Raw genomic sequence first — 18950 nt, 5'->3', positions numbered from 1 at the left:
GTTCGAGAGTAATATGATTAAATTTGAAAGTCTAAAAGATACACTCCGTCAGTCACCTAAGGTCTGGTTGGTTACCGGTGTGGCTGGATTCATTGGTTCTAACTTGCTTGAGACGTTGCTCAGATTAAACCAACGGGTTGTAGGTTTAGATAATTTTTCTACAGGGTATCAACATAATCTTGACGAAGTAAAGTCATTGGTCAGTCCAGAGCAATGGGCGCGGTTCCTGTTTGTAAATGGCGATATAAGAAATATCGAAGATTGCAAACAGGCGATGACTTTTTATGCTCAACAAGATGTTGAGCATACTGAACGGTCCAGTGTTCAAGTTGACTACGTTTTGCACCAGGCTGCGCTTGGGTCTGTACCTCGTTCTATAAATGATCCAATTACTACGAATGCTACTAATATTGATGGCTTTCTCAATATGTTGGTGGCCGCGAAGGATGCTGGCGTAAAAAGCTTTACATACGCGGCCTCAAGCTCTACCTATGGTGACCATCCAGCGTTACCCAAAGTTGAAGATGTCATTGGCAAGCCACTTTCCCCCTATGCCGTTACAAAGTATGTTAATGAGCTCTATGCTGACGTTTTTTCTAAAACATACGGTTTCAAGTCAATCGGTTTAAGATATTTTAATGTTTTTGGTCAACGGCAGGATCCAGATGGAGCCTATGCGGCCGTCATTCCTAAATGGACCGCAGCCATGATCAATAATGAAGAGGTTTTTATTAATGGCGACGGTGAAACCAGTCGCGATTTTTGCTTTATAGATAATGCGGTACAGGCAAATTTGTTGGCTGCTTGTGCAAATGAAGAAGCAAAAAATAATATTTATAATGTTGCGGTGGGAGATCGAACGACTTTAAACCAGCTATTTGAGTGTGTTAAGGCCGCATTGGCTCGCTCGGGTGTTGAGTCAACCTCTAAGATGGTCTATCGGGATTTCAGGGCTGGTGATGTGCGTCACTCCCAAGCTGATATTAGCAAGGCAGCTAAATTTCTTGGATATAACCCGTTATTTACCGTTGGCGATGGAATGTTAAAAGCCGCCGATTGGTATGTTTCCTATTTTTCTAGACGTTAATCTTGTGATTAGGGAAATTAGCGCACTTATCGTACTGCTAAACAAATTATGCATGTTCTTATTGCTGTTTAGTCTAGCCCGTATTTTAGGTGTCGAATTATACGGAGTATTTTCTTACCATTATGCGATTGTGACGGGTATCGCTACGGTTGTGGGGGAGTGCCTGAGTATCGCGCTAAGTAGATATGCTGTCATCAATCCAGAGAAAGTTGATATAAAAACCTCCTTTGGCCTTATGCTTTGGGGGGGGATTTTGGTGGGCATGCTATCTGTCATCATATTTTCTATATTTCCCGCGCCAGCGACAGCTCAACAACTCAATGTCTATGGTCTCTTAATAGGTGTGTTTCTGTTGGGAGTTGCTTGTGTCTGCAACTTAACTGTTACGGGGCTAATGTTCGCTTTAGATGTTTCAAGGCGGTGGGTCGCCGCGTTAGCTATACACGGGATTTTAGGTTTAATAATTGTAGTCGGCCTCGTATGGATCTATAAAAGGGTTGAAGGTGCTGTATTTGGTTTGGCCATTTGTACCTTGGTTGCGCCCGTTTCGGGGGTGTTGATAATAAGGGGGTTTAAACTTATTAGTCACCAAGGTGAGCAGTTTTTCTCGCTGCAAAAAATGAAGGATCTGCTTAAATCGTCAGGTGCTCCATCCATTGCTGGAAGCATGCTCTTAGGTGGGCCGATTCATATTATTTGCTTGATGATATTCGCCAGAGCAAGTTCGAGTGTATCGGAGGTTGGCTATTTCAACCTCTTCTTTCTTTTTTATATTTTGGTTACCGTCCTGCCCAGTGCGTTGGCCTCCTATGCAATAGTCAAATTGGCGGGAAGCGCCCACGCCAGTAAGTTGTACCTTTTATTAGGTGTCATTATCTCCGTTATTTTGCCATCTTTATTGATTGTGTCCAAAAGTTATTGGCTGTGTTTATTAGGTGCCGATTACTGCGATAAAGGTGAGCTTCTTCTTTATGCGGTTCTAGCGGGGGGCGTCGGACTCGTAACTACAATTGTCACGCAAATACTTCATAGCGCTAATTCAAGTAGGGTTGTATTTTTAGCTGGTTGCGTATATGCATCAATTTATTTACTTGGGACGATATTTATGGCTGTAAGAAACCATATGTCGGCCACCGATCTGTTTAAGGTGTTTTTGTTGGCTTTAGTGTCTCAAATATTGGTGCTGGCGATATTAGGGGGGCGTAAAATTGCACGCTAGGCGCAACTCCCAGGTAAAACGTACTTATGCTGCGGTGGGGCATGAGACGGGTAGCTCGTCCATCCTACTTATTTTATTTTCTGGTCTAAGCTGATGGTTATACTGCTCGTTTCTCTGTCGCTACTGATATTGTTGCTGTCGGGTTGTTTGTGTTTGATGGCCAGGCGCTATTTGGTTGCCTTATACACGGTTTGTTACTCGGTGCCATTTTTGGGGCTTACGAGTTGTTTCTGGAGCGAAACCGTGATTTTGTGGCCCATTGGTGGGTATGAGTTTTATCTGGACGATCCCTTGGTTTTTAGGCTAGCGCTGGTTTGGTTTCTGGGGGTGACCGGTGCCTTCGTCGCTTATTTGTTCTCACTATTAATGCCTGCCTATAAAACTACAACGGGGCGGACTTCTTTTTTCTCACCAATGGATTTCAAGTTGGCGGGTATCTTGTTTTTTGGGGTATCTATATTTTTCATATTGTTCAGGTTGCTCAATTCAGATGCGATGCTCGCCACATTTGCGGGTGTTGAGTCAGTAGTTGTTTTCTCTATCATAATGGTTTCGGCCCTGGCGCTTGCTTATCCGTCGCGGTCTATGTTTTTGATTTCTGCGATGCTGGTAATTTCCTATTGTGTCGCTAATGCAATGACAGGTGATCGTGATTTTGTTGTATTGGTTGTCGCTTACATACTTGGGATGATGTTTAGATATCGACATCTTATTGAGCTGAAAATTCTGGCGATAGTCACTTGCCTGATGCTTTTTCTCCTCGCAACAGGGGTGATTGTTTCGATGAGTCGCATGGATGTAGAGTTGACATCAGCCAACATTGCTCAGTATTTTTTATTTAATTCGTGGAATGCAATTATACTGCCCTTGGTTGAACAACTTACAGACTTCTGGGGGGGAGAGCATTTACGTTACGGACAAACTTACCTCGATATGTTTCTTTCGCTTGCGCCGTCACCCATTTATTCGGCGTTAGGTGTGGATAAGCCCATTGTGGTTGATAACCCTGCTCTTTGGTACTATATTACTGGGCTCGGTGGTATTCACGTGGCTGGTGTTGCGTTTGAAAATTTTGGTCTGTTGGGTGTATTCCTGAACGGTTTTATCAGTATTTGCTTTCTGCGTTTGATAGACGCCCAGTGTCGAAATGACGATTTTTTACGTTTTTTTCTATATATGCTTTGTAGCGCCTCGGTTATGCACTGGGTCTGGTACGGCGAAATATACTTGTTGAACGCATTGGTGTTCTATGTGATGGCGTTAGGATTGTTTCTAGCTATGAAGCTCTTCCGGGCCGTGCGATAAAGTGATTTTATAAGGATTGAGAGAGTCAGTATGTGCGGAATTGCTGGAGTTGTTGGGTGGAAGCAGGATCAATACGTTGCCGCCACCGTTGCCGAAATGGTAGAGGCGCTGTTGCACCGTGGGCCTGATGATGGAGCAGTTTGGACAGATACTGAGAATGGGGTATCGTTAGGTCATCGACGCCTTTCTATTCTGGAGTTATCGGCCCATGGCAGTCAGCCTATGGTGTCCAATAGCGAGCGTTTTGTTATTGTCTATAACGGTGAAATCTATAATTTTAACGAGTTACGTCACCAACTGGAGTTAGAAGGACATAATTGCGTTTGGCGGGGGCATTCGGATACGGAAGTATTGCTTGCTGCCATTGAGGCCTGGGGGCTCCAAACAGTTCTAGATAAGCTCGTAGGAATGTTTGCATTTGCGATTTGGGACAAGCTAACCAAGTCTATAACAATTGCTCGGGACCGAATGGGTGAAAAGCCTCTCTATTATGGATTTATCGGTCATCGTTTTGTTTTTTCCTCCGAATTGAAAGCGATCAAAGCCGCTTTTGGTGGTGAGTTGAATATCGATCGCTACGCGCTTACAAAATTTGTTCGATATGGGTATGTTCCTGCTCCGGAATCGATATACGAAGGAATTAAGAAACTAAAGCCAGCGCATTATTTGGTTATTGACTCGTCTGCGGGCTTAACTAAGCCAGTTCGGTACTGGGCGTTACAACAGAATAGTGAGTTGAAAGCGGAGTTGACCCGGGCCTCCGACAAAGAAGTGGTAGATATGGTTGGCAACCGCTTATCTACCGCCGTAAAGTCACAGATGGTCTCTGATGTTCCGCTGGGCGCTTTTCTATCGGGTGGCGTCGACTCTAGTCTGATCGTTTCTTTGATGCAGGCGCAAAGTACGTCGAGTATCAACACATATACAATTGGTTTCAATGAGCCGGAATTTGATGAGGCACCCTATGCTAAAGCGATCGCCAAGCATCTGGGGACAAATCATACTGAGTTTTACCTCGGTTCTGATGACGCCTTATCTATAATCCCCAGCCTGCCTGAGGTTTATGATGAGCCATTTGCCGATTCATCCCAGATCCCTACTATATTGATTTCCAGGATGACAAAGCAGCATGTCTCTGTTGCTCTCTCAGGTGATGGCGGTGACGAACTATTCGCTGGGTATCCACGTTATCAAATTACCGCTGAGTTATGGAGCAAAATAGAAAAGCTTCCATTAATTGTTCGTCAAAGCCTGGCTTATCCACTTAGATCCCTCTCTTCCAAAGGGTGGGATAATGTATGCGCTGTTTTACCTGAGGCGCTGCGATCAAAGATCAATGGCCGTCGAATTTATAAAATGTCAGAGCTGCTGGGCTCTGAAAGTTTAGCTCAAATGTACACCGGATTGATGTCGCAGTGGCAATCTATGGATAAAGTGGTTTTGGGTTGTGACACAATGGAACGTGAGATTGAGATGTGGGAGTCTGCCGACAATTCCATCGAGGAAATGCGTCGGTGGGATGTTTCTCAATATTTACCTGATGATTTGCTAGTTAAGGTTGACCGCGGTTCGATGAGTGCTAGCTTGGAAACACGAGCACCTTTGCTCGACCACCGAGTTGCTGAGCTAGCGTTCTCTTTGCCAACGCACCAGTTGATTAAGGATGGGAAGGGCAAGTGGCCGTTGCGTGAGCTGCTCGGTCGGTATGTACCAACTTCATTATTCGAAAGACCGAAGGCGGGATTCTCTATTCCGCTAGCACAGTGGCTGAGAGGACCCTTGAAAAATTGGGCGGGGGATCTTTTATCCGAAGATAGGCTTCGACGAGAGGGCTACTTTGATACTCAGAAAGTACGAACCGCCTGGCTTCAACATCAGAATGGAACCTATGACCGAAGTCTTCATTTATGGAATATTTTAATGTTTCAATCATGGCTTGATAAAAACACTCACGTTTGACTGGCGAAGACGCAAAATGAAAATAGTAATTAACGCTCTTTCTGCCCGTCTTGGCGGTGGCCAGACTTATCTAATTAATCTTTTTCAGTTTGTTCCTGCTCACGAAGACCTGGAAATCCTGGTATTTGCGCCGAAGTCGCTCAAGCTTCCGTCTCATCCAAAGGTTCGTCGTGTTGAGCCTACCTGGCCTACAGAAAATCCTCTAGTAAGGGCTCTCTGGGAAAAGTGGGTACTACCGAGTATTTTGAAACTTGAACAAGCCGACGTGCTTTTCTGTCCTGGAGGAGTAGTGAGCACGCGCCCACCCTCGACTTGTAAAGTCGCGACGATGTTTCGGAATATGATTCCGTTCGACATGCGGGTGCGTAAAACAGTTCCATTAGGTTTGCAGCGTTTGAGGAACTGGTTGTTAAATCGGATAATGCTCAAAAGTATGAGCGAGGCTGATTTGACAATTTTTATCTCTAATTACGCTCGCGACGTAATAGAGAGTCTGGTTAGTATTAAAAAGCCTATCACTATTCCTCATGGCATCGGGTCGCTTTTTAAAACTCATGGCAAAGTGATGAGTCGTCCCGATTTTTTACCGTCGAATGAATACATTCTCTATGTTTCTAGGTTCGATGTATATAAACATCATTATGAGGTCGTTGACGCTTACGGTAAACTTCCCCAAGCGTTGCGTGAAAAATTTACACTGGTTCTTGTAGGCGAAACTCATTCGTCTGAGGCGGATCGAGTCAAGGCCTTGATTTCTACATTGGGACTAGAGGGTCAGGTCGTGTTGCTTGGCGCTATTCCATATCATGATCTTCCGCCGCTGTACCATCACGCATATCTCAACCTCTTTGCTTCTTCGTGTGAAAATTGCCCGAATATCATGCTTGAGGCCCTTGCTTCCGGTAGGCCTATGATCTGTTCCAATGTAATGCCTATGCCGGAGTTTGGTGCGGATGCAGCGTTATACTTCTCTCCTTTTGACTCGCTTGATATACTACGAGTTTTAAGCGAGGCGTTAAGTCAGCCGGATGTATTAAAGGATTTGTCACTTGCTGCAATCAGGCAGAGTAGTAAATATGACTGGGAAAATACTTCGAGACGAACTTGGAGCGAGTTATTGGCTTTAACTGGCCGTCTTTAAGGGGTGCTTGATAGATGAAGATCTTAGTCGTTTCGCAGTATTTTTGGCCTGAGTCGTTCATTATAAATGACCTTGTTAAAAATCTGTCTGTACAGGGCCATGACATAAAAGTTCTTACGGGCAAACCAAACTATCCGGATGGAGCCATTTTTGACGGCTATGCTGCTTCGGGGTGCACCGAGGAAAATTATGAGTCTTTGGTTCGAGTTTATCGTGCACCCCTTCGGCCTCGAGGTTCGTCAGGTGCGAAAAACTTGATCTTAAACTACCTTTCCTTTGTAGCGAATGGTCTAAGATTTTACCCTGGTGCCGTAAAGAACGAAGGTTTTGATGCCATTCTTGTCTTTGCTCCGTCACCCATCACCTCTGTTATTCCAGCTATTTATTTGAAGTGGAAACTAAAAAGCCATTTGGCTGTATGGGTTCAAGATCTTTGGCCGGAGAGTTTGAGTGCGACCGGATTTATCAAGAATAAATCAGTGCTGCGCGTTGTGGGGTGGTTGGTAAAAGGCATTTACGCATTCGTGGACACGCTTCTCGTTCAGTCAAGGGCATTTAGTGAGCCGGTATCCCGTTATGCCGATCCTCACAAAGTTGTGTATTACCCTAACTCGTTTCAGGACGCACCTCCGAATCTCGAAGCTACTCAGATTCCTGCGCAGCTGTTGGCAGAGCTTCAAAGCAATTTTTGTCTTGTCTTCGCGGGGAACCTAGGGACAGCGCAGTCGGTCGAGACCCTCGTCGAGGTGGCAGACAAGCTTCGCCATCTGTCCGGACTCAGAATCGTTCTGGTCGGCAGCGGCAGTATGTTGAGTTGGATCGAGGGGCAGAAACAATCCAGGCAGTTGGATAACCTTATCCTTGCCGGTCGTTTTCCCGCGTGCGAAATGCCACAGTTTTTCAGCCGTGCGGCGGGATTGTTGGTGACCTTGAAGCAGGATGAGACGTTCTCCTATACCATCCCCAGTAAAGTTCAGGCTTACCTGGCGGCAGGGCGGCCGATCATCGCGGGGCTGGATGGAGAGGGGGCCCGCGTGATCCGGGAGGCGAACGCCGGCCTAACGAGTCCAGCGCAGGATGCCGAGGGCATGGCGAGCAACATTGAGCAACTTTTCCGCATGACTTCTGATGAACGGGAGTCGCTGGGATCGTCAGGGCGGGCGTACTACCTCGAGCATTTCGAAATGGAGCGGCAAAGCCAGCGCCTGGTTGAAATTCTCGATGCAAGAATCAACGAATTGAAAGGTAGGTTGAAATGAAAATTCTTGTGTTAGGCGTTACCGGAATGCTGGGGAGCACGGTGTTCCGGCAATTCCAGGGAAACCCGCACTATGAGGTGTGGGGCACTTTGCGTAACCCAAGTGGCGCAAAACATTTTTCTGCGGACACTCATGATTCGTTAATCAGTAATGTTGACGTACTTGATCAAGATTGCCTGGTTTCGGTGTTGATGCAGGTTAAACCGGACGTTGTCGTCAACTGTGTCGGGTTGATTAAGCAGCTGTCAGATGCCAAGGATCCGCTTTCAGCTCTCCCTATCAACGCGATGCTGCCGCATCGCATTGCAAAATTGTGTGCGCTTTCCGGCGCTCGCTTGATCCATATCAGCACTGATTGCGTGTTTTCTGGCCGCAAGGGCTTGTACACTGAAGAGGATGTCTCCGATGCGGAGGATCTCTACGGTAAATCGAAGTACATAGGTGAACTTCACTCTGAACCGAATGCGGTCACCCTCCGGACCTCTATCATTGGCCACGAGCTGGGAAGCCAATATTCGCTGGTAGACTGGTTCCTTTCCCAGAACGGGTCTGTCAAGGGCTACGAAAAGGCCATTTTTTCGGGACTCCCTACGGTGGAGTTGGCTCGCGTTATTCGCGATTACGTGATTCCCAACCCGCAGCTCCAGGGGCTATACCACGTTTCCGTCGCACCCATTGATAAGCTGTCTCTGCTGCAGCTGGTGGCGGAGGTATACGAAAAGGAAATCGATATCGTCGCTGATAGTAATGTTTCTATAGATCGCTCGCTGAACTCATCAAAATTCCAGTCTGCGACCGGTTACGTTCCACCTTCATGGTTGGAATTGGTCAAGTCGATGCATGCTCTGCGTTGATCATTAAATTCAATCAAGTTTTGGAAGGTGGTTATGTTCGATAATAAAGTTTTGATGATCACAGGCGGGACGGGTTCGTTTGGCCATACAGTATTGAAGCGTTTTCTTGATACCGATGTAAAAGAAATTCGCGTATTTAGTCGCGATGAGAAAAAGCAGGAGGATATGCGAATTGCCTTGTCGAACGACAAAGTCAAGTTCTATATTGGCGATGTGCGTGATCGCGACAGTCTGACCCAAGCCATGGTGGGTGTGGATTACATCTTCCATGCGGCTGCATTGAAGCAGGTTCCTTCCTGTGAGTTTTATCCCATGGAGGCGGTGCGTACTAACGTTATAGGCACTGAAAATGTTCTGAACGCCGCCATTGCTTCAGGTGTAAAGCGCGTTGTCGTGCTCAGCACCGACAAAGCTGTTTATCCAATTAACGCCATGGGTATTTCCAAGGCCATGGCTGAAAAGCTGATGGTTGCCAAGTCACGGATGATTCCGGCTGCGGGCCCTGTAATCTGTGCAACCCGTTACGGTAACGTCATGGCATCGCGTGGTTCGGTAATCCCGCTGTTCATCAATCAGTTACAGAGTGGCGAGCCGTTGACTGTCACTGACCCGAACATGACGCGTTTCCTGATGTCGCTGGAAGACTCCGTCGATTTGGTACTGCACGCCTTCGAGCATGCAGAACAAGGTGATATCTTCGTTCAGAAAGCACCAGCTTCGACGGTTGCCGATCTTGCCCAAGCGCTCAAGGAACTGTTCTCTCGCGACAATGCAGTCAAAGTCATTGGTACCCGTCACGGCGAAAAACTGTACGAGTCGCTGATCTCGCGTGAAGAAATGGCCAAGGCCCAGGACATGGGGCGTTACTATCGAATTCCATCCGATAATCGCGACCTGAACTACAAGAAATTTTTTGTTGAAGGCGAACAAGAGATTTCTGATCTGGACGACTACACCTCGCATAATACAGAGCGTCTCGATGTTGAGAGCGTGAAGAAGGTTCTTTTGAGTCTGGATTATATTCAGGAGAAGCTTGATGCTTAAAGTTATGACGTTGGTCGGTACGCGACCAGAACTGATCAAGATGAGTCGTGTTATTGCTGAACTTGATAAACAAGTTGATCATGTGCTGGTTCATTCGGGGCAAAACTATGACTTCGAGTTGAATCAGGTATTTTTCGACGAGTTGGACATCCGCAAGCCCGATTACTTCCTGGGGGCCGCTGGCGATACCGCAGCAAAGACCATTGCCGAAGTGATTTCCAAGGCTGACGAGGTATTTGAGGCCGAAAAGCCTGATGCTCTTTTGCTCTATGGTGATACTAATACTTGCCTCGCTGTCATTGCTGCTAAGCGTCGCAAGATTCCAGTATTTCACATGGAAGCTGGCAATCGCTGTTTTGACCAGCGTGTACCCGAGGAGTTGAATCGCAAGGTGCTTGATCACTTGAGCGATATCAATATGGTACTGACCGAGCACGCTCGGCGTTACCTAATCGCCGAAGGGATCCGTCCTGAAACCATTATCAAGACCGGTTCGCACATGGAGGAGGTGCTCGACTACTACATGCCGAAAATCCTTACCTCCGACGTGCTCGTTCGAGAGGGGCTGGAGCAGGATAAATTCTTCATCGTCAGTGCTCACCGCGAGGAAAACGTAGATACTCCCGAGAACCTTCGGGATATGCTCAAGACGCTACGTGCCCTGGCCGATAAGTATCAGTTTCCGATCATCGTTTCCACGCATCCCCGTACTCGCAAACGTCTGGAGCTGATAGGAGAATCGTTGGATCACCCACTGATTCGCTTCTCGAAGCCGTTTGGTTTACTTGATTACATCAAGCTGCAGATGTCGGCTTTCTGTGTCCTATCCGATAGCGGCACCATTACTGAGGAGGCCTCTCTTCTGAACTTGCCGGCTATCACCATCCGTAATGCGCATGAGCGCCCAGAGGGGATGGACGAGGGGACGCTCATTATGAGCGGGCTGAAAGAGGAAGGCGTTCTGGATGCCGTTCGTGTGGTGACCAGTCAGCATGATCGTAATCAGCGCGTTATCCCTGTCGTACGCGATTACCAGGCAGGTCCGGTGTCGAAGCAGGTAGTCCGGGTAGTGCTGAGTTACACCGACTACATCAATCGTACCGTCTGGTCGAAATCCTGAGTAGGATGAGGTTTGAAATGCGTGTTTTATTAACAGGTGCTACCGGTTTCGTTGGTCGTGCGGTATTGAGCCGGTTGGTGGCTTCTGACGATCTCCAGCCAGTGGCAGCCATTCGTGGACACGCCTCGCCTGATTATCCGCAGGATATTGCAATCGTTCGTACCCCTGGGCTTGAGAGCGATACCGATTGGTCGCAAGCCCTGGATCAAGTGGAGGTTGTCATTCATAGCGCCGCCCGTGTCCATGTGATGAATGACACGGAGTCCGATCCGTTGGAGGCGTTCCGCAAAGTGAATGTCGAGGGTACGCTGAGTCTCGCTCGGCAGGCCGCGAGTCTTGGGGTTCGTCGCTTTGTTTTCGTCAGTTCCATCAAAGTGAATGGTGAGGGTACACCGCTCAATGAGCCTTATCTCGCTGACGCTGTCCCCGCACCGGTGGACCCATATGGAATTTCGAAAATGGAGGCTGAGCGAGGACTGCGTAAGATCGCGACTGATTCCGGAATGGAAGTGGTGATCATCCGTCCTGTGCTTGTTTACGGCCCAGGTGTAAAAGCCAATTTCCTGAACATGATGCGCTGGCTGGACAAGGGCGTACCGCTGCCATTTGGTGCTATCCATAATCGACGTAGCCTGGTCGCCCTCGATAATCTTGCCGATTTGATCGTGATCTGTACTCGTCATCCGGCTGCGGCAAATCAGACCTTCCTCGTCAGTGATGGAGAAGATCTGTCCACGACGCAATTGTTGGTACGGATGGGAAAAGCCTTAGGCAAACCTGCTCGCTTGTTGCCGGTGCCGAGTGTGTTGCTGGAACGAGGTGCGCAGATTCTAGGCAAGCAGGCCTTGTCCCAGCGGCTGTGCGGATCGTTGCAAGTCGATATAAGCAAAACGCGAGAGTTGTTAGGTTGGAAGCCGCCGGTCAGCGTCGACGAGGCGCTTTTATCGGCTGCCAACTACTACAAGGAAAGGCAGCGATAAGCTGGCTAATGACAGTGCTGGTTCAATTGCAAAATTGATTTTGGCTGCTTCAGGAAGTGGACCTTTGAACACAATATGGTTGTTGGCAGTAGTGGTAGGTGTTTCGTTGTTGGCCACGGGCGCATTGCGTAAATATGCGTTGGTACGCAGCTTGATAGATGTCCCCAATGCGCGAAGTTCGCATTCCGTTCCGACCCCTCGGGGTGGTGGCGTTGCCATTGTTCTGAGCTTCCTTATCGCGCTTCCGATCCTGGCCTGGACTGATGCCATCGCTTGGCCCGTGGCGACGACATTGCTTGGCGCCGGTGGCTGGATCGCGGTAATAGGTTTTCTAGACGACCATGGTCACATCGCCGCTCGTTGGCGTTTGCTGGCGCATTTCGGCGGGGCTATCTGGGCATTGTTTTGGATTGGCGGAATGGCTCCGATCATAGTCTTGGGTCACGAGTTCAATCTCGGCTGGTTTGGTTATGTGATCGGCGCCTTCTATCTGGTCTGGATGCTTAATCTTTACAATTTCATGGATGGTATTGATGGTTTGGCTAGCGTAGAGGCTATTTGCGCCTGTGTCGGTGCCTGCCTTGCCTACTGGATTGCAGGGTACGCCAGTCTTGCCATTGCCCCTCTTGTGCTGGCAATGGCCGTTCTGGGGTTCTTGGTCTGGAATTTTCCTCCAGCAAAGATCTTCATGGGCGATGCCGGGAGTGGTTTTCTGGGTATCGTGTTGGCGGTGCTGTCGCTTCATGCCGCCTGGACTGATCCGGTATTACTTTGGGGGTGGCTCATCTTGCTAGGTGTTTTTATTGTCGACGCCACCTTCACCCTGATACGACGTCTGTTGCGTGGGGATAAGGTATATGAGGCTCATCGCAGTCATGGATACCAGTACGCCTCACGAAAACTCGGTAATCATCGAATCGTCACGCTGTCGATAGCCGCGATTAATTTGTTGTGGTTAGTGCCGATCAGCATATTGGTAACAATGCAATATATCGATGGCTTCTTAGGGCTCGTACTGGCCTATGTGCCGTTGGTATGGCTGGCTTTCAAGTTTCATGCAGGCGAGTTAGAAATCGCGGAGAATGCTTGATGATCCTACGGCCGATGAGTATTGCTTCTTCTGGAAAGTGAGATGTCGGAAGCGGTAGCAGCTGTATTAATGCTAGGAGCTTGGAGAGGTGTTTAGAGGGGTTATGGATAAGATTCGGGCGAAATTATTAAGTCTGCCAAGACGGTATAAACGAATTTTGCAGGTACTGACTGATATCTCTTTGGTCTGGCTCGCCTTGTGGATGGCGTTTGTAGTGCGTCTGGGGGTGGACGATATGGTCAATCCTCTCATTCAGCATCTCTGGCTTTTTGTCAGCGCGCCTGTCGTGGCAATTCCTCTTTTCATTCGCTTTGGCATGTACCGTGCGGTCATGCGCTATTTTGGCAATGATGCCCTCATCGCCATTATCAAGGCTGTCACCCTGTCTTCCTTGATATTGGGCGTGGTGGTGTATTGGTACAGTAATCACCAGAACGTCGTTCCTCGTTCGATCATTTTCAACTATTGGTGGTTGAGTCTGATCATGATTGGCGGATTACGCCTGGCGATGCGTCAGTATTTTTTAGGCGACTGGTTCAGTGCCGCTCAGCACGTCCCGTTTACCAATAGAGATGACGGTTTGCCGAAAGTTGCCATCTACGGTGCGGGTGCAGCAGGCAATCAACTTGTTGCAGCACTGCGGATGGGGCGAGTCATGCGCCCGGTCGCCTTTATCGATGATGACAGTGGAATTGCCGACAGGATCATTTCAGGCTTGCAGGTGTATAAGCCCAAGCACATTCAGCAAATGATTGATAACACTGGCGCTCAGGAAATTCTCCTTGCCATTCCGTCATCCAACCGCGGCCGTCGTCGAGAAATTCTTGGCTTCCTGGAAGGTTTCCCGCTGCACGTTCGAAGCGTCCCGGGTTTCATGGATCTGGCCAGCGGTCGGGTCAAGGTCGACGACATCCAGGAAGTAGACATCGCTGATTTGCTTGGCCGTGATGCGGTTCCGGCCCAAGCTGATTTGCTTGAGCACTGCATCAAGGGGCTATCCGTGTTGGTTACCGGGGCCGGAGGATCCATCGGATCTGAACTCTGCCGTCAGATCCTGGCGCTGCGTCCCACTACGCTCCTGCTGTTTGAACACAGCGAGTTCAATCTCTATAGCATTCTGTCTGAACTGGAGCAGCGGATAGCTCGCGAGTCTTTGTCTATTCGTCTTTTGCCGATTCTTGGGTCTGTACGCAATCAGGACAAATTGTTGGATGTGATGAAGTCCTGGCAGGTGGACACGGTGTATCACGCGGCGGCGTATAAGCATGTACCGATGGTCGAACACAACATCGCCGAAGGCGTGCTCAATAATGTGATTGGTACGCTTAATACGGCTCAAGCAGCACTTCAGGCAGGTGTTGCCAACTTCGTATTAATTTCGACCGACAAGGCAGTACGTCCGACCAATGTGATGGGCAGTACCAAGCGTCTTGCCGAATTGACCTTGCAGGCGCTCAGTCGAGAGTTGGCTCCGGTGTTATTCGGCGACACGACCAACGTTTCTCGTGTGAACAAGACTCGTTTCACGATGGTTCGATTCGGTAATGTTCTGGGATCTTCCGGCTCGGTTATCCCTTTGTTTCACAAGCAGATCAAATCAGGCGGTCCGCTGACGGTCACACATCCCAAAATCACGCGATACTTCATGACCATTCCTGAGGCCGCACAGTTAGTAATTCAGGCGGGGTCCATGGGGCAGGGCGGGGATGTTTTTGTTCTGGATATGGGGGAGCCTGTAAAGATCGTCGAGCTTGCCGAGAAAATGATTCATCTTTCCGGTTTAAGTGTCCGTTCGGAAAGGAACCCACATGGAGACATTTCTATAGAGTTTACCGGTCTGCGTCCCGGGGAAAAACTTTATGAAGAGTTGTTGATTGGTGACAATGTGGCAGCCACTCAACATCCGATGATCATGAGCGCCAGCGAGGATTATCTACCTTGGGATGTGCTGAAGCTCAAGCTGACTGAGTTACTCAGTGCAGTCGCTCTGGATGACTATGCACGTGTTCGCCAACTATTGCGCGACACTGTCAGCGGCTATATCCCGGATGGGGAAATCGTCGACTGGATCTACCAGCAGCGTCGCCAGGAACCATGATCGTTTTTCATATCCTGTTACGCAGGAGTTTTTGACAGATCTATGTCATGACCTAGGTTTAAGGAGCAGCTTAGGAAAGCTGCTTTCTCAAACACTGTCATGGAGCATCACAATATGCGTATAGGTTACTTTTACTCTCTGGCCTTTGCTCTTCTCACCGGAGCATCAATTGCGGTTGGGGCGGCTGTAGCAGCGACAAACCCGGAGACTGTCAATACAGCGCTGGTGCAGGAAGCGAGTGTCAAGTCGAAAATTGAAACCGGCAAAGTTGACTTGAATAGCGCTGATGCGCTGACGCTGCAGCGCGAACTGACGGGCGTGGGGGAGGCCAAGGCTAAAGCGATTGTTGCTTATCGTGAAAGCAATGGGGCGTTTGCATCGGTGGACGAATTGTTGGAAGTGAAGGGTATTGGCAAGTCGATCCTAGAAACAAATCGTGAGAAAATCGAAGTAAGCAATTAACTGTTTATTGAAGAAAGGCAATTGTTGCAGGTTGTGTGAAAGCGTGGCCTGTCGAGGCTAGAAATAAATGCCCCGATATATGGGGCATTTATTCATGGGTTATTGGTTAAAAGGCTTAGCCAAAGTATAAGTCCGAGTTGGTCAACAATGTCGTCTGGCCAAGCAGCGTGATATTGCCGCCATGGGCTCCGTCCCCAGCAGTGTCGAACGTCACCACTAATCCATCTGTTTGCAGCGTTTGGTTCACCATTGGATTTGCGGTCGTCCAGCCATAAACGTATAAGGTGTCTTCCCCTGATACAAAATCTCGAATGGTGTCTGAACCCGTGCCAGCCGTGAATACGAAAACGTCTCGTCCTTCATTACCAACCAAAAGATCATTATTTCCGCCGCCGACGATAAAATCGTCACCGCCGCCCCCAACCAATACGTCATTTCCATCGTGACCGTACAACGAGCAATTTGCATCCGAATGAGACTGGATAACGTCGTTACCACTGTTTTGTCCGGAAATGCTGCCGGACAGTTCGGCGCCCAGTGTACCGGTATAGATAATCTTGTCTGGTGCGCTGCTACCGGCAATTTTTTCTGCGTATCCGGATCCAGAGGGGGCGGCAACGGCTGTTGTATTAAAACCGTTGAGCGGAGCGGTGTTGAACGAAAAGGTGGCATTACTGGCGGTGAGCAAGGATGTTTGTCCCTCTAACCACATCCCACCATCAAAACGAGCATCGCCATCAACGTCATATTGAAGATAGACGCCATCCTCGGTCAATTGCTGATCGATTCGGAAATTAAATTCTTTTTCCGACAGTTGTGTAGAGCCCGTCCCACCGGTACCAGTAACTCCGAGAAAAACAAGTTTGTCTTCACCTATGCCAAAGCTGTCGATGGTATCGTTGAAGCCGTCGCCCTTTGAAAACGCATACTGGTCTGTGCCACCTCCACCTGACAGGTAGTCGTCCCCCGTTCCACCTACCAAAAGATCGGTATATTGCCCGCCAATTAATACATCATTGCCTTCATTACCGTATAACTGCCCAGCGGAAAGCCGCAGGGCGAGGACATCATCACCCGCTGCACCTATGAGTTTGGCGAAAATCGGAAGGTTGGTACTACCGTCGTATGAAATAAAGTCCGCACCGGCCGTCCCTGTCGTCATGGCTCTTCCGTTGGCGGTAACGGCGTCACTATCCGTAAATTGGGTAAGTTCAGGATCGCCGGCAATATTCTCGACCGAATAGTCGTAGACACCATTCAGTGAGTTGGCAATGCTGTCGAGCAAGGTATCGCTCAGACTGTTGCTACTGGTATAAAGCATGTTATCCGAGGTGATCATCTGAGCCGCATAGAGATTGGCTTGGCGTAAGGCATCTGCACCGGTCTCAGCCCACCCACTTTCTTGTGAATTGTGAGGAATGAAAAATTCCACATCATCCGCATTCATCATGTCCATGACACCGATGCGTTCACCTGTCCGAACATCGGTGTAATATACGTTATAATCGGCGTCCTGAATTTCCCATTTGTTGGTCGTGGTATTAAAAATTTCCAAGTAGGTGTGACCTTGGAAAAAACCTTGGGTGTCTGAATAAGTCCAAATAGTACGTTTCTGCAGGCCCAGTTCCGCGCAGACGCCGCTGAATACGTCGACCATGTTGCCACACAATAACTCTACGTTCTCGGCGGTTGGGTCGCCAATGACGGTTTTATAGATTTGTTCGGCTGTATAGTAGGGGTCGTTAGCATGAGCGGCCCACCATTCACCGTCCGAGTGAATTGTATTGGTGGCGAGTAATTCACGAGCGGTATCTTGAAGTAGCATGCCATTCGCAGCTGACTCTTCCCGAATAATGTCCGCAAGTAAAGCAAAGTAATTTGTCATCAATGACCCCACGAATTAAGTGACTTGTCCATAAATAGTAGTCTTTAGGGTTGTTAGCTGAGTTGCTATCATTTTAGCGTTTTCCAGCCTCTACAAGGAAGAGTAGTATTCTAAAGCCCAGTCGCAAGAGCATGCACCGATATATAGGTAATCCGACAGAAGGTAGGCAGCTTTTAGCTGATGGGTTGGAAGCTGCTCGATAAACGATTACTCCACTGATCAAGGACCCGCGCCATGTACAAAGACTACCCAGCCGCCTACCAGGTCAGCAAAGGTTCCGCCCTGCAAGTGGACAAACCCTTCTACGACCGCATCCGCGCCCAGCAGGACAAGCGCACCCTGATGGAACAGTTCGAGGTGCCGATCCGCACCGGACGCGCTTGGCACGTACCTGCCGGTCATGTGTTCCGCGTCACGACCCCGGTGGGCCCGCAGGTGGGGGACTTCAACGTCTGGAATGCCCACGATCCACGGGAACGCCTGTGGGCGGCGCGCACTCGCCAGCTTCAGGGCGCCCATGTCAGCACCCATGATCGGTTGTGGTCGAACCTGCCATTCCTGCGGCCCTTGGTGACCATCACCGATGACAGCCTGGCTGGTTATGGTATCGATGAGCATGGTGGACGACTCCATGATCTGTTGGGTACACGCTGTGATCCCTATGTGAACAAGATGCTGACCGGCGAGGATTTCCATCATCACTGCCACTCGAACCTGACCCGTGCGGTATTGCCCCACGGCCTGACGGAGTTCGATGTGCATGACGTGCTAAATATCTTCCAGTGCACGGGGCTTAATCATGACGACATGTACTTCATGAAGGCCTGTCCGGCGCAGAAGGGCGATTACCTGGAGTTTTTTGCCGAGATCGATCTGTTGTGCGCCCTGTCCACCTGCCCGGGTGGTGACTTGTCGCTGGCGATGTGGGGGCCGGATGCGCAGGATCCCCTTAGCGTCTGCCGCCCGCTGGGGGTTGAGATCTATCGGTTGGAGGATTCATTGCTGCAGGGTTGGAGCCAGCCTGAGCGGGCGGCATACAACGGGTTGCATGGCTTGCACATTGCCAAGGCGGATTGGGAAAGGTGATGCAGTTGGCGCTGGTTTTGTAGGAGCTGGCGAAGCCTGCGATCTTTTGATCTTCGCTCCAGACTCAATTGATAGGGGAAAGATCGCAGCCTCGTTGCACTCGACAGCTCCTACAGACCCAGCGGGAGCAAGCTCCCTCGCCACACAAGCAATCAGCGATCCTTGGCCTCCTTCGCATCCATTTCCGCATTGCGCTCGGCAACGCGCTTGCGTTGCTCATCGGTCAACTCGACCTTGTGGGCGGTGTCGCGCAGCATCATCAGACCACCAACGATCGAGCCGATTGCGACAATCAGAATCAACCAGGCATACCAGGGCATAGGGCTCTCCTTGAGGGGGCGATGGACGGACGAACATTTCG

16 protein-coding genes are annotated in these 18950 nt (G+C 49.2%); 14 read left to right on the top strand and 2 right to left on the bottom strand.

Annotated elements, in window-relative coordinates:
* The first annotated feature begins 13 nt into the window (after positions 1 to 13).
* From ASC85_RS30820 to ASC85_RS04750, 13 genes are all read left to right on the top strand, one after another.
* Complete coding sequence (locus ASC85_RS30820; protein WP_082534319.1) at positions 14 to 1087, top strand: NAD-dependent epimerase/dehydratase family protein; 1074 nt, start codon at positions 14 to 16, stop codon at positions 1085 to 1087.
* Positions 1062 to 2306 carry an oligosaccharide flippase family protein gene (locus ASC85_RS04800; RefSeq protein ID WP_057448470.1) on the top strand — a complete coding sequence of 415 codons (1245 nt, stop codon included), beginning with the start codon at positions 1062 to 1064 and terminating at the stop codon, positions 2304 to 2306. The genes ASC85_RS30820 and ASC85_RS04800 overlap by 26 nt, the downstream gene beginning before the upstream one ends.
* A 243-nt stretch (positions 2307 to 2549) precedes the next feature.
* Positions 2550 to 3611 carry a hypothetical protein gene (locus ASC85_RS04795; protein ID WP_057448469.1) on the top strand — a complete coding sequence of 354 codons (1062 nt, stop codon included), beginning with the start codon at positions 2550 to 2552 and terminating at the stop codon, positions 3609 to 3611.
* Between the two features lie 30 nt (positions 3612 to 3641).
* The gene (gene asnB, locus ASC85_RS04790) at positions 3642 to 5570 is read left to right on the top strand and encodes an asparagine synthase (glutamine-hydrolyzing) (RefSeq protein WP_057448468.1); all 1929 of its coding nucleotides are present in this window, start codon (positions 3642 to 3644) and stop codon (positions 5568 to 5570) included.
* Between the two features lie 16 nt (positions 5571 to 5586).
* Complete coding sequence (locus tag ASC85_RS30815; RefSeq protein WP_082534318.1) at positions 5587 to 6711, top strand: glycosyltransferase family 4 protein; 1125 nt, start codon at positions 5587 to 5589, stop codon at positions 6709 to 6711.
* Positions 6712 to 6725: 14 nt separating this feature from the next.
* The gene (locus ASC85_RS04785; RefSeq protein WP_057448467.1) at positions 6726 to 7970 is read left to right on the top strand and encodes a glycosyltransferase family 4 protein; all 1245 of its coding nucleotides are present in this window, start codon (positions 6726 to 6728) and stop codon (positions 7968 to 7970) included.
* Positions 7967 to 8824 carry a dTDP-4-dehydrorhamnose reductase family protein gene (locus tag ASC85_RS04780; RefSeq protein ID WP_057448466.1) on the top strand — a complete coding sequence of 286 codons (858 nt, stop codon included), beginning with the start codon at positions 7967 to 7969 and terminating at the stop codon, positions 8822 to 8824. The genes ASC85_RS04785 and ASC85_RS04780 overlap by 4 nt, the downstream gene beginning before the upstream one ends.
* 33 nt (positions 8825 to 8857) lie before the next feature.
* Positions 8858 to 9868, top strand: coding sequence for a polysaccharide biosynthesis protein (locus ASC85_RS04775; protein WP_057448465.1), 1011 nt, complete (start codon positions 8858 to 8860; stop codon positions 9866 to 9868).
* On the top strand, positions 9861 to 10988 hold the full coding sequence (gene wecB, locus ASC85_RS04770) for a non-hydrolyzing UDP-N-acetylglucosamine 2-epimerase (protein ID WP_057448464.1): 1128 nt from the start codon (positions 9861 to 9863) through the stop codon (positions 10986 to 10988). Before ASC85_RS04775 ends, wecB begins: the two co-directional genes overlap by 8 nt.
* Before the next feature lie 17 nt (positions 10989 to 11005).
* Complete coding sequence (locus ASC85_RS04765) at positions 11006 to 11968, top strand: UDP-glucose 4-epimerase family protein (protein ID WP_057448463.1); 963 nt, start codon at positions 11006 to 11008, stop codon at positions 11966 to 11968.
* A gap of 64 nt (positions 11969 to 12032) precedes the next feature.
* On the top strand, positions 12033 to 13058 hold the full coding sequence (locus ASC85_RS04760; RefSeq protein WP_057448462.1) for an MraY family glycosyltransferase: 1026 nt from the start codon (positions 12033 to 12035) through the stop codon (positions 13056 to 13058).
* A gap of 103 nt (positions 13059 to 13161) precedes the next feature.
* On the top strand, positions 13162 to 15156 hold the full coding sequence (locus ASC85_RS04755; protein ID WP_057448461.1) for a polysaccharide biosynthesis protein: 1995 nt from the start codon (positions 13162 to 13164) through the stop codon (positions 15154 to 15156).
* A gap of 114 nt (positions 15157 to 15270) precedes the next feature.
* Positions 15271 to 15618: a ComEA family DNA-binding protein gene (locus ASC85_RS04750; protein ID WP_057448562.1), complete on the top strand. Its 348-nt coding sequence runs from the start codon at positions 15271 to 15273 to the stop codon at positions 15616 to 15618.
* 115 nt (positions 15619 to 15733) lie between these two features.
* Here the strand turns inward: ASC85_RS04750 and ASC85_RS04745 are convergent, their stop codons facing one another.
* Positions 15734 to 17503 carry a calcium-binding protein gene (locus tag ASC85_RS04745; protein ID WP_057448460.1) on the bottom strand — a complete coding sequence of 590 codons (1770 nt, stop codon included), beginning with the start codon at positions 17501 to 17503 and terminating at the stop codon, positions 15734 to 15736.
* A 234-nt stretch (positions 17504 to 17737) separates the two neighbouring features.
* On the opposite strand from ASC85_RS04745, the gene ASC85_RS04740 reads away from it, so the two are divergent.
* Complete coding sequence (locus ASC85_RS04740; RefSeq protein WP_057448459.1) at positions 17738 to 18589, top strand: urea carboxylase-associated family protein; 852 nt, start codon at positions 17738 to 17740, stop codon at positions 18587 to 18589.
* A 152-nt stretch (positions 18590 to 18741) separates the two neighbouring features.
* Here the strand turns inward: ASC85_RS04740 and ASC85_RS30810 are convergent, their stop codons facing one another.
* Positions 18742 to 18909 carry a DUF2897 family protein gene (locus ASC85_RS30810; protein ID WP_014337248.1) on the bottom strand — a complete coding sequence of 56 codons (168 nt, stop codon included), beginning with the start codon at positions 18907 to 18909 and terminating at the stop codon, positions 18742 to 18744.
* Between the last annotated feature and the right edge of the window lie 41 nt (positions 18910 to 18950).

Source organism: Pseudomonas sp. Root401 (assembly GCF_001425105.1).
GTDB classification, from domain to species: Bacteria; Pseudomonadota; Gammaproteobacteria; order Pseudomonadales; family Pseudomonadaceae; genus Aquipseudomonas; species Aquipseudomonas brassicacearum.
The sequence above is the reverse complement of the archived record's forward strand: the minus strand, read 5'-3'. Positions and strand labels throughout refer to the sequence as shown.

Coding starts and splice junctions, on each gene's coding strand:
- wecB (WP_057448464.1), top strand. CDS start 9,861: ATGCTTAAAGTTATGACGTTGGTCGGTACGCGACCAGAACTGATCAAG.
- ASC85_RS04785 (WP_057448467.1), top strand. CDS start 6,726: ATGAAGATCTTAGTCGTTTCGCAGTATTTTTGGCCTGAGTCGTTCATT.
- ASC85_RS30815 (WP_082534318.1), top strand. CDS start 5,587: ATGAAAATAGTAATTAACGCTCTTTCTGCCCGTCTTGGCGGTGGCCAG.
- ASC85_RS04755 (WP_057448461.1), top strand. CDS start 13,162: ATGGATAAGATTCGGGCGAAATTATTAAGTCTGCCAAGACGGTATAAA.
- ASC85_RS04780 (WP_057448466.1), top strand. CDS start 7,967: ATGAAAATTCTTGTGTTAGGCGTTACCGGAATGCTGGGGAGCACGGTG.
- ASC85_RS04740 (WP_057448459.1), top strand. CDS start 17,738: ATGTACAAAGACTACCCAGCCGCCTACCAGGTCAGCAAAGGTTCCGCC.
- ASC85_RS04745 (WP_057448460.1), bottom strand. CDS start 17,503: ATGACAAATTACTTTGCTTTACTTGCGGACATTATTCGGGAAGAGTCA.
- ASC85_RS04765 (WP_057448463.1), top strand. CDS start 11,006: ATGCGTGTTTTATTAACAGGTGCTACCGGTTTCGTTGGTCGTGCGGTA.
- asnB (WP_057448468.1), top strand. CDS start 3,642: ATGTGCGGAATTGCTGGAGTTGTTGGGTGGAAGCAGGATCAATACGTT.
- ASC85_RS04775 (WP_057448465.1), top strand. CDS start 8,858: ATGTTCGATAATAAAGTTTTGATGATCACAGGCGGGACGGGTTCGTTT.
- ASC85_RS04800 (WP_057448470.1), top strand. CDS start 1,062: ATGTTTCCTATTTTTCTAGACGTTAATCTTGTGATTAGGGAAATTAGC.
- ASC85_RS30820 (WP_082534319.1), top strand. CDS start 14: ATGATTAAATTTGAAAGTCTAAAAGATACACTCCGTCAGTCACCTAAG.
- ASC85_RS30810 (WP_014337248.1), bottom strand. CDS start 18,909: ATGCCCTGGTATGCCTGGTTGATTCTGATTGTCGCAATCGGCTCGATC.
- ASC85_RS04750 (WP_057448562.1), top strand. CDS start 15,271: ATGCGTATAGGTTACTTTTACTCTCTGGCCTTTGCTCTTCTCACCGGA.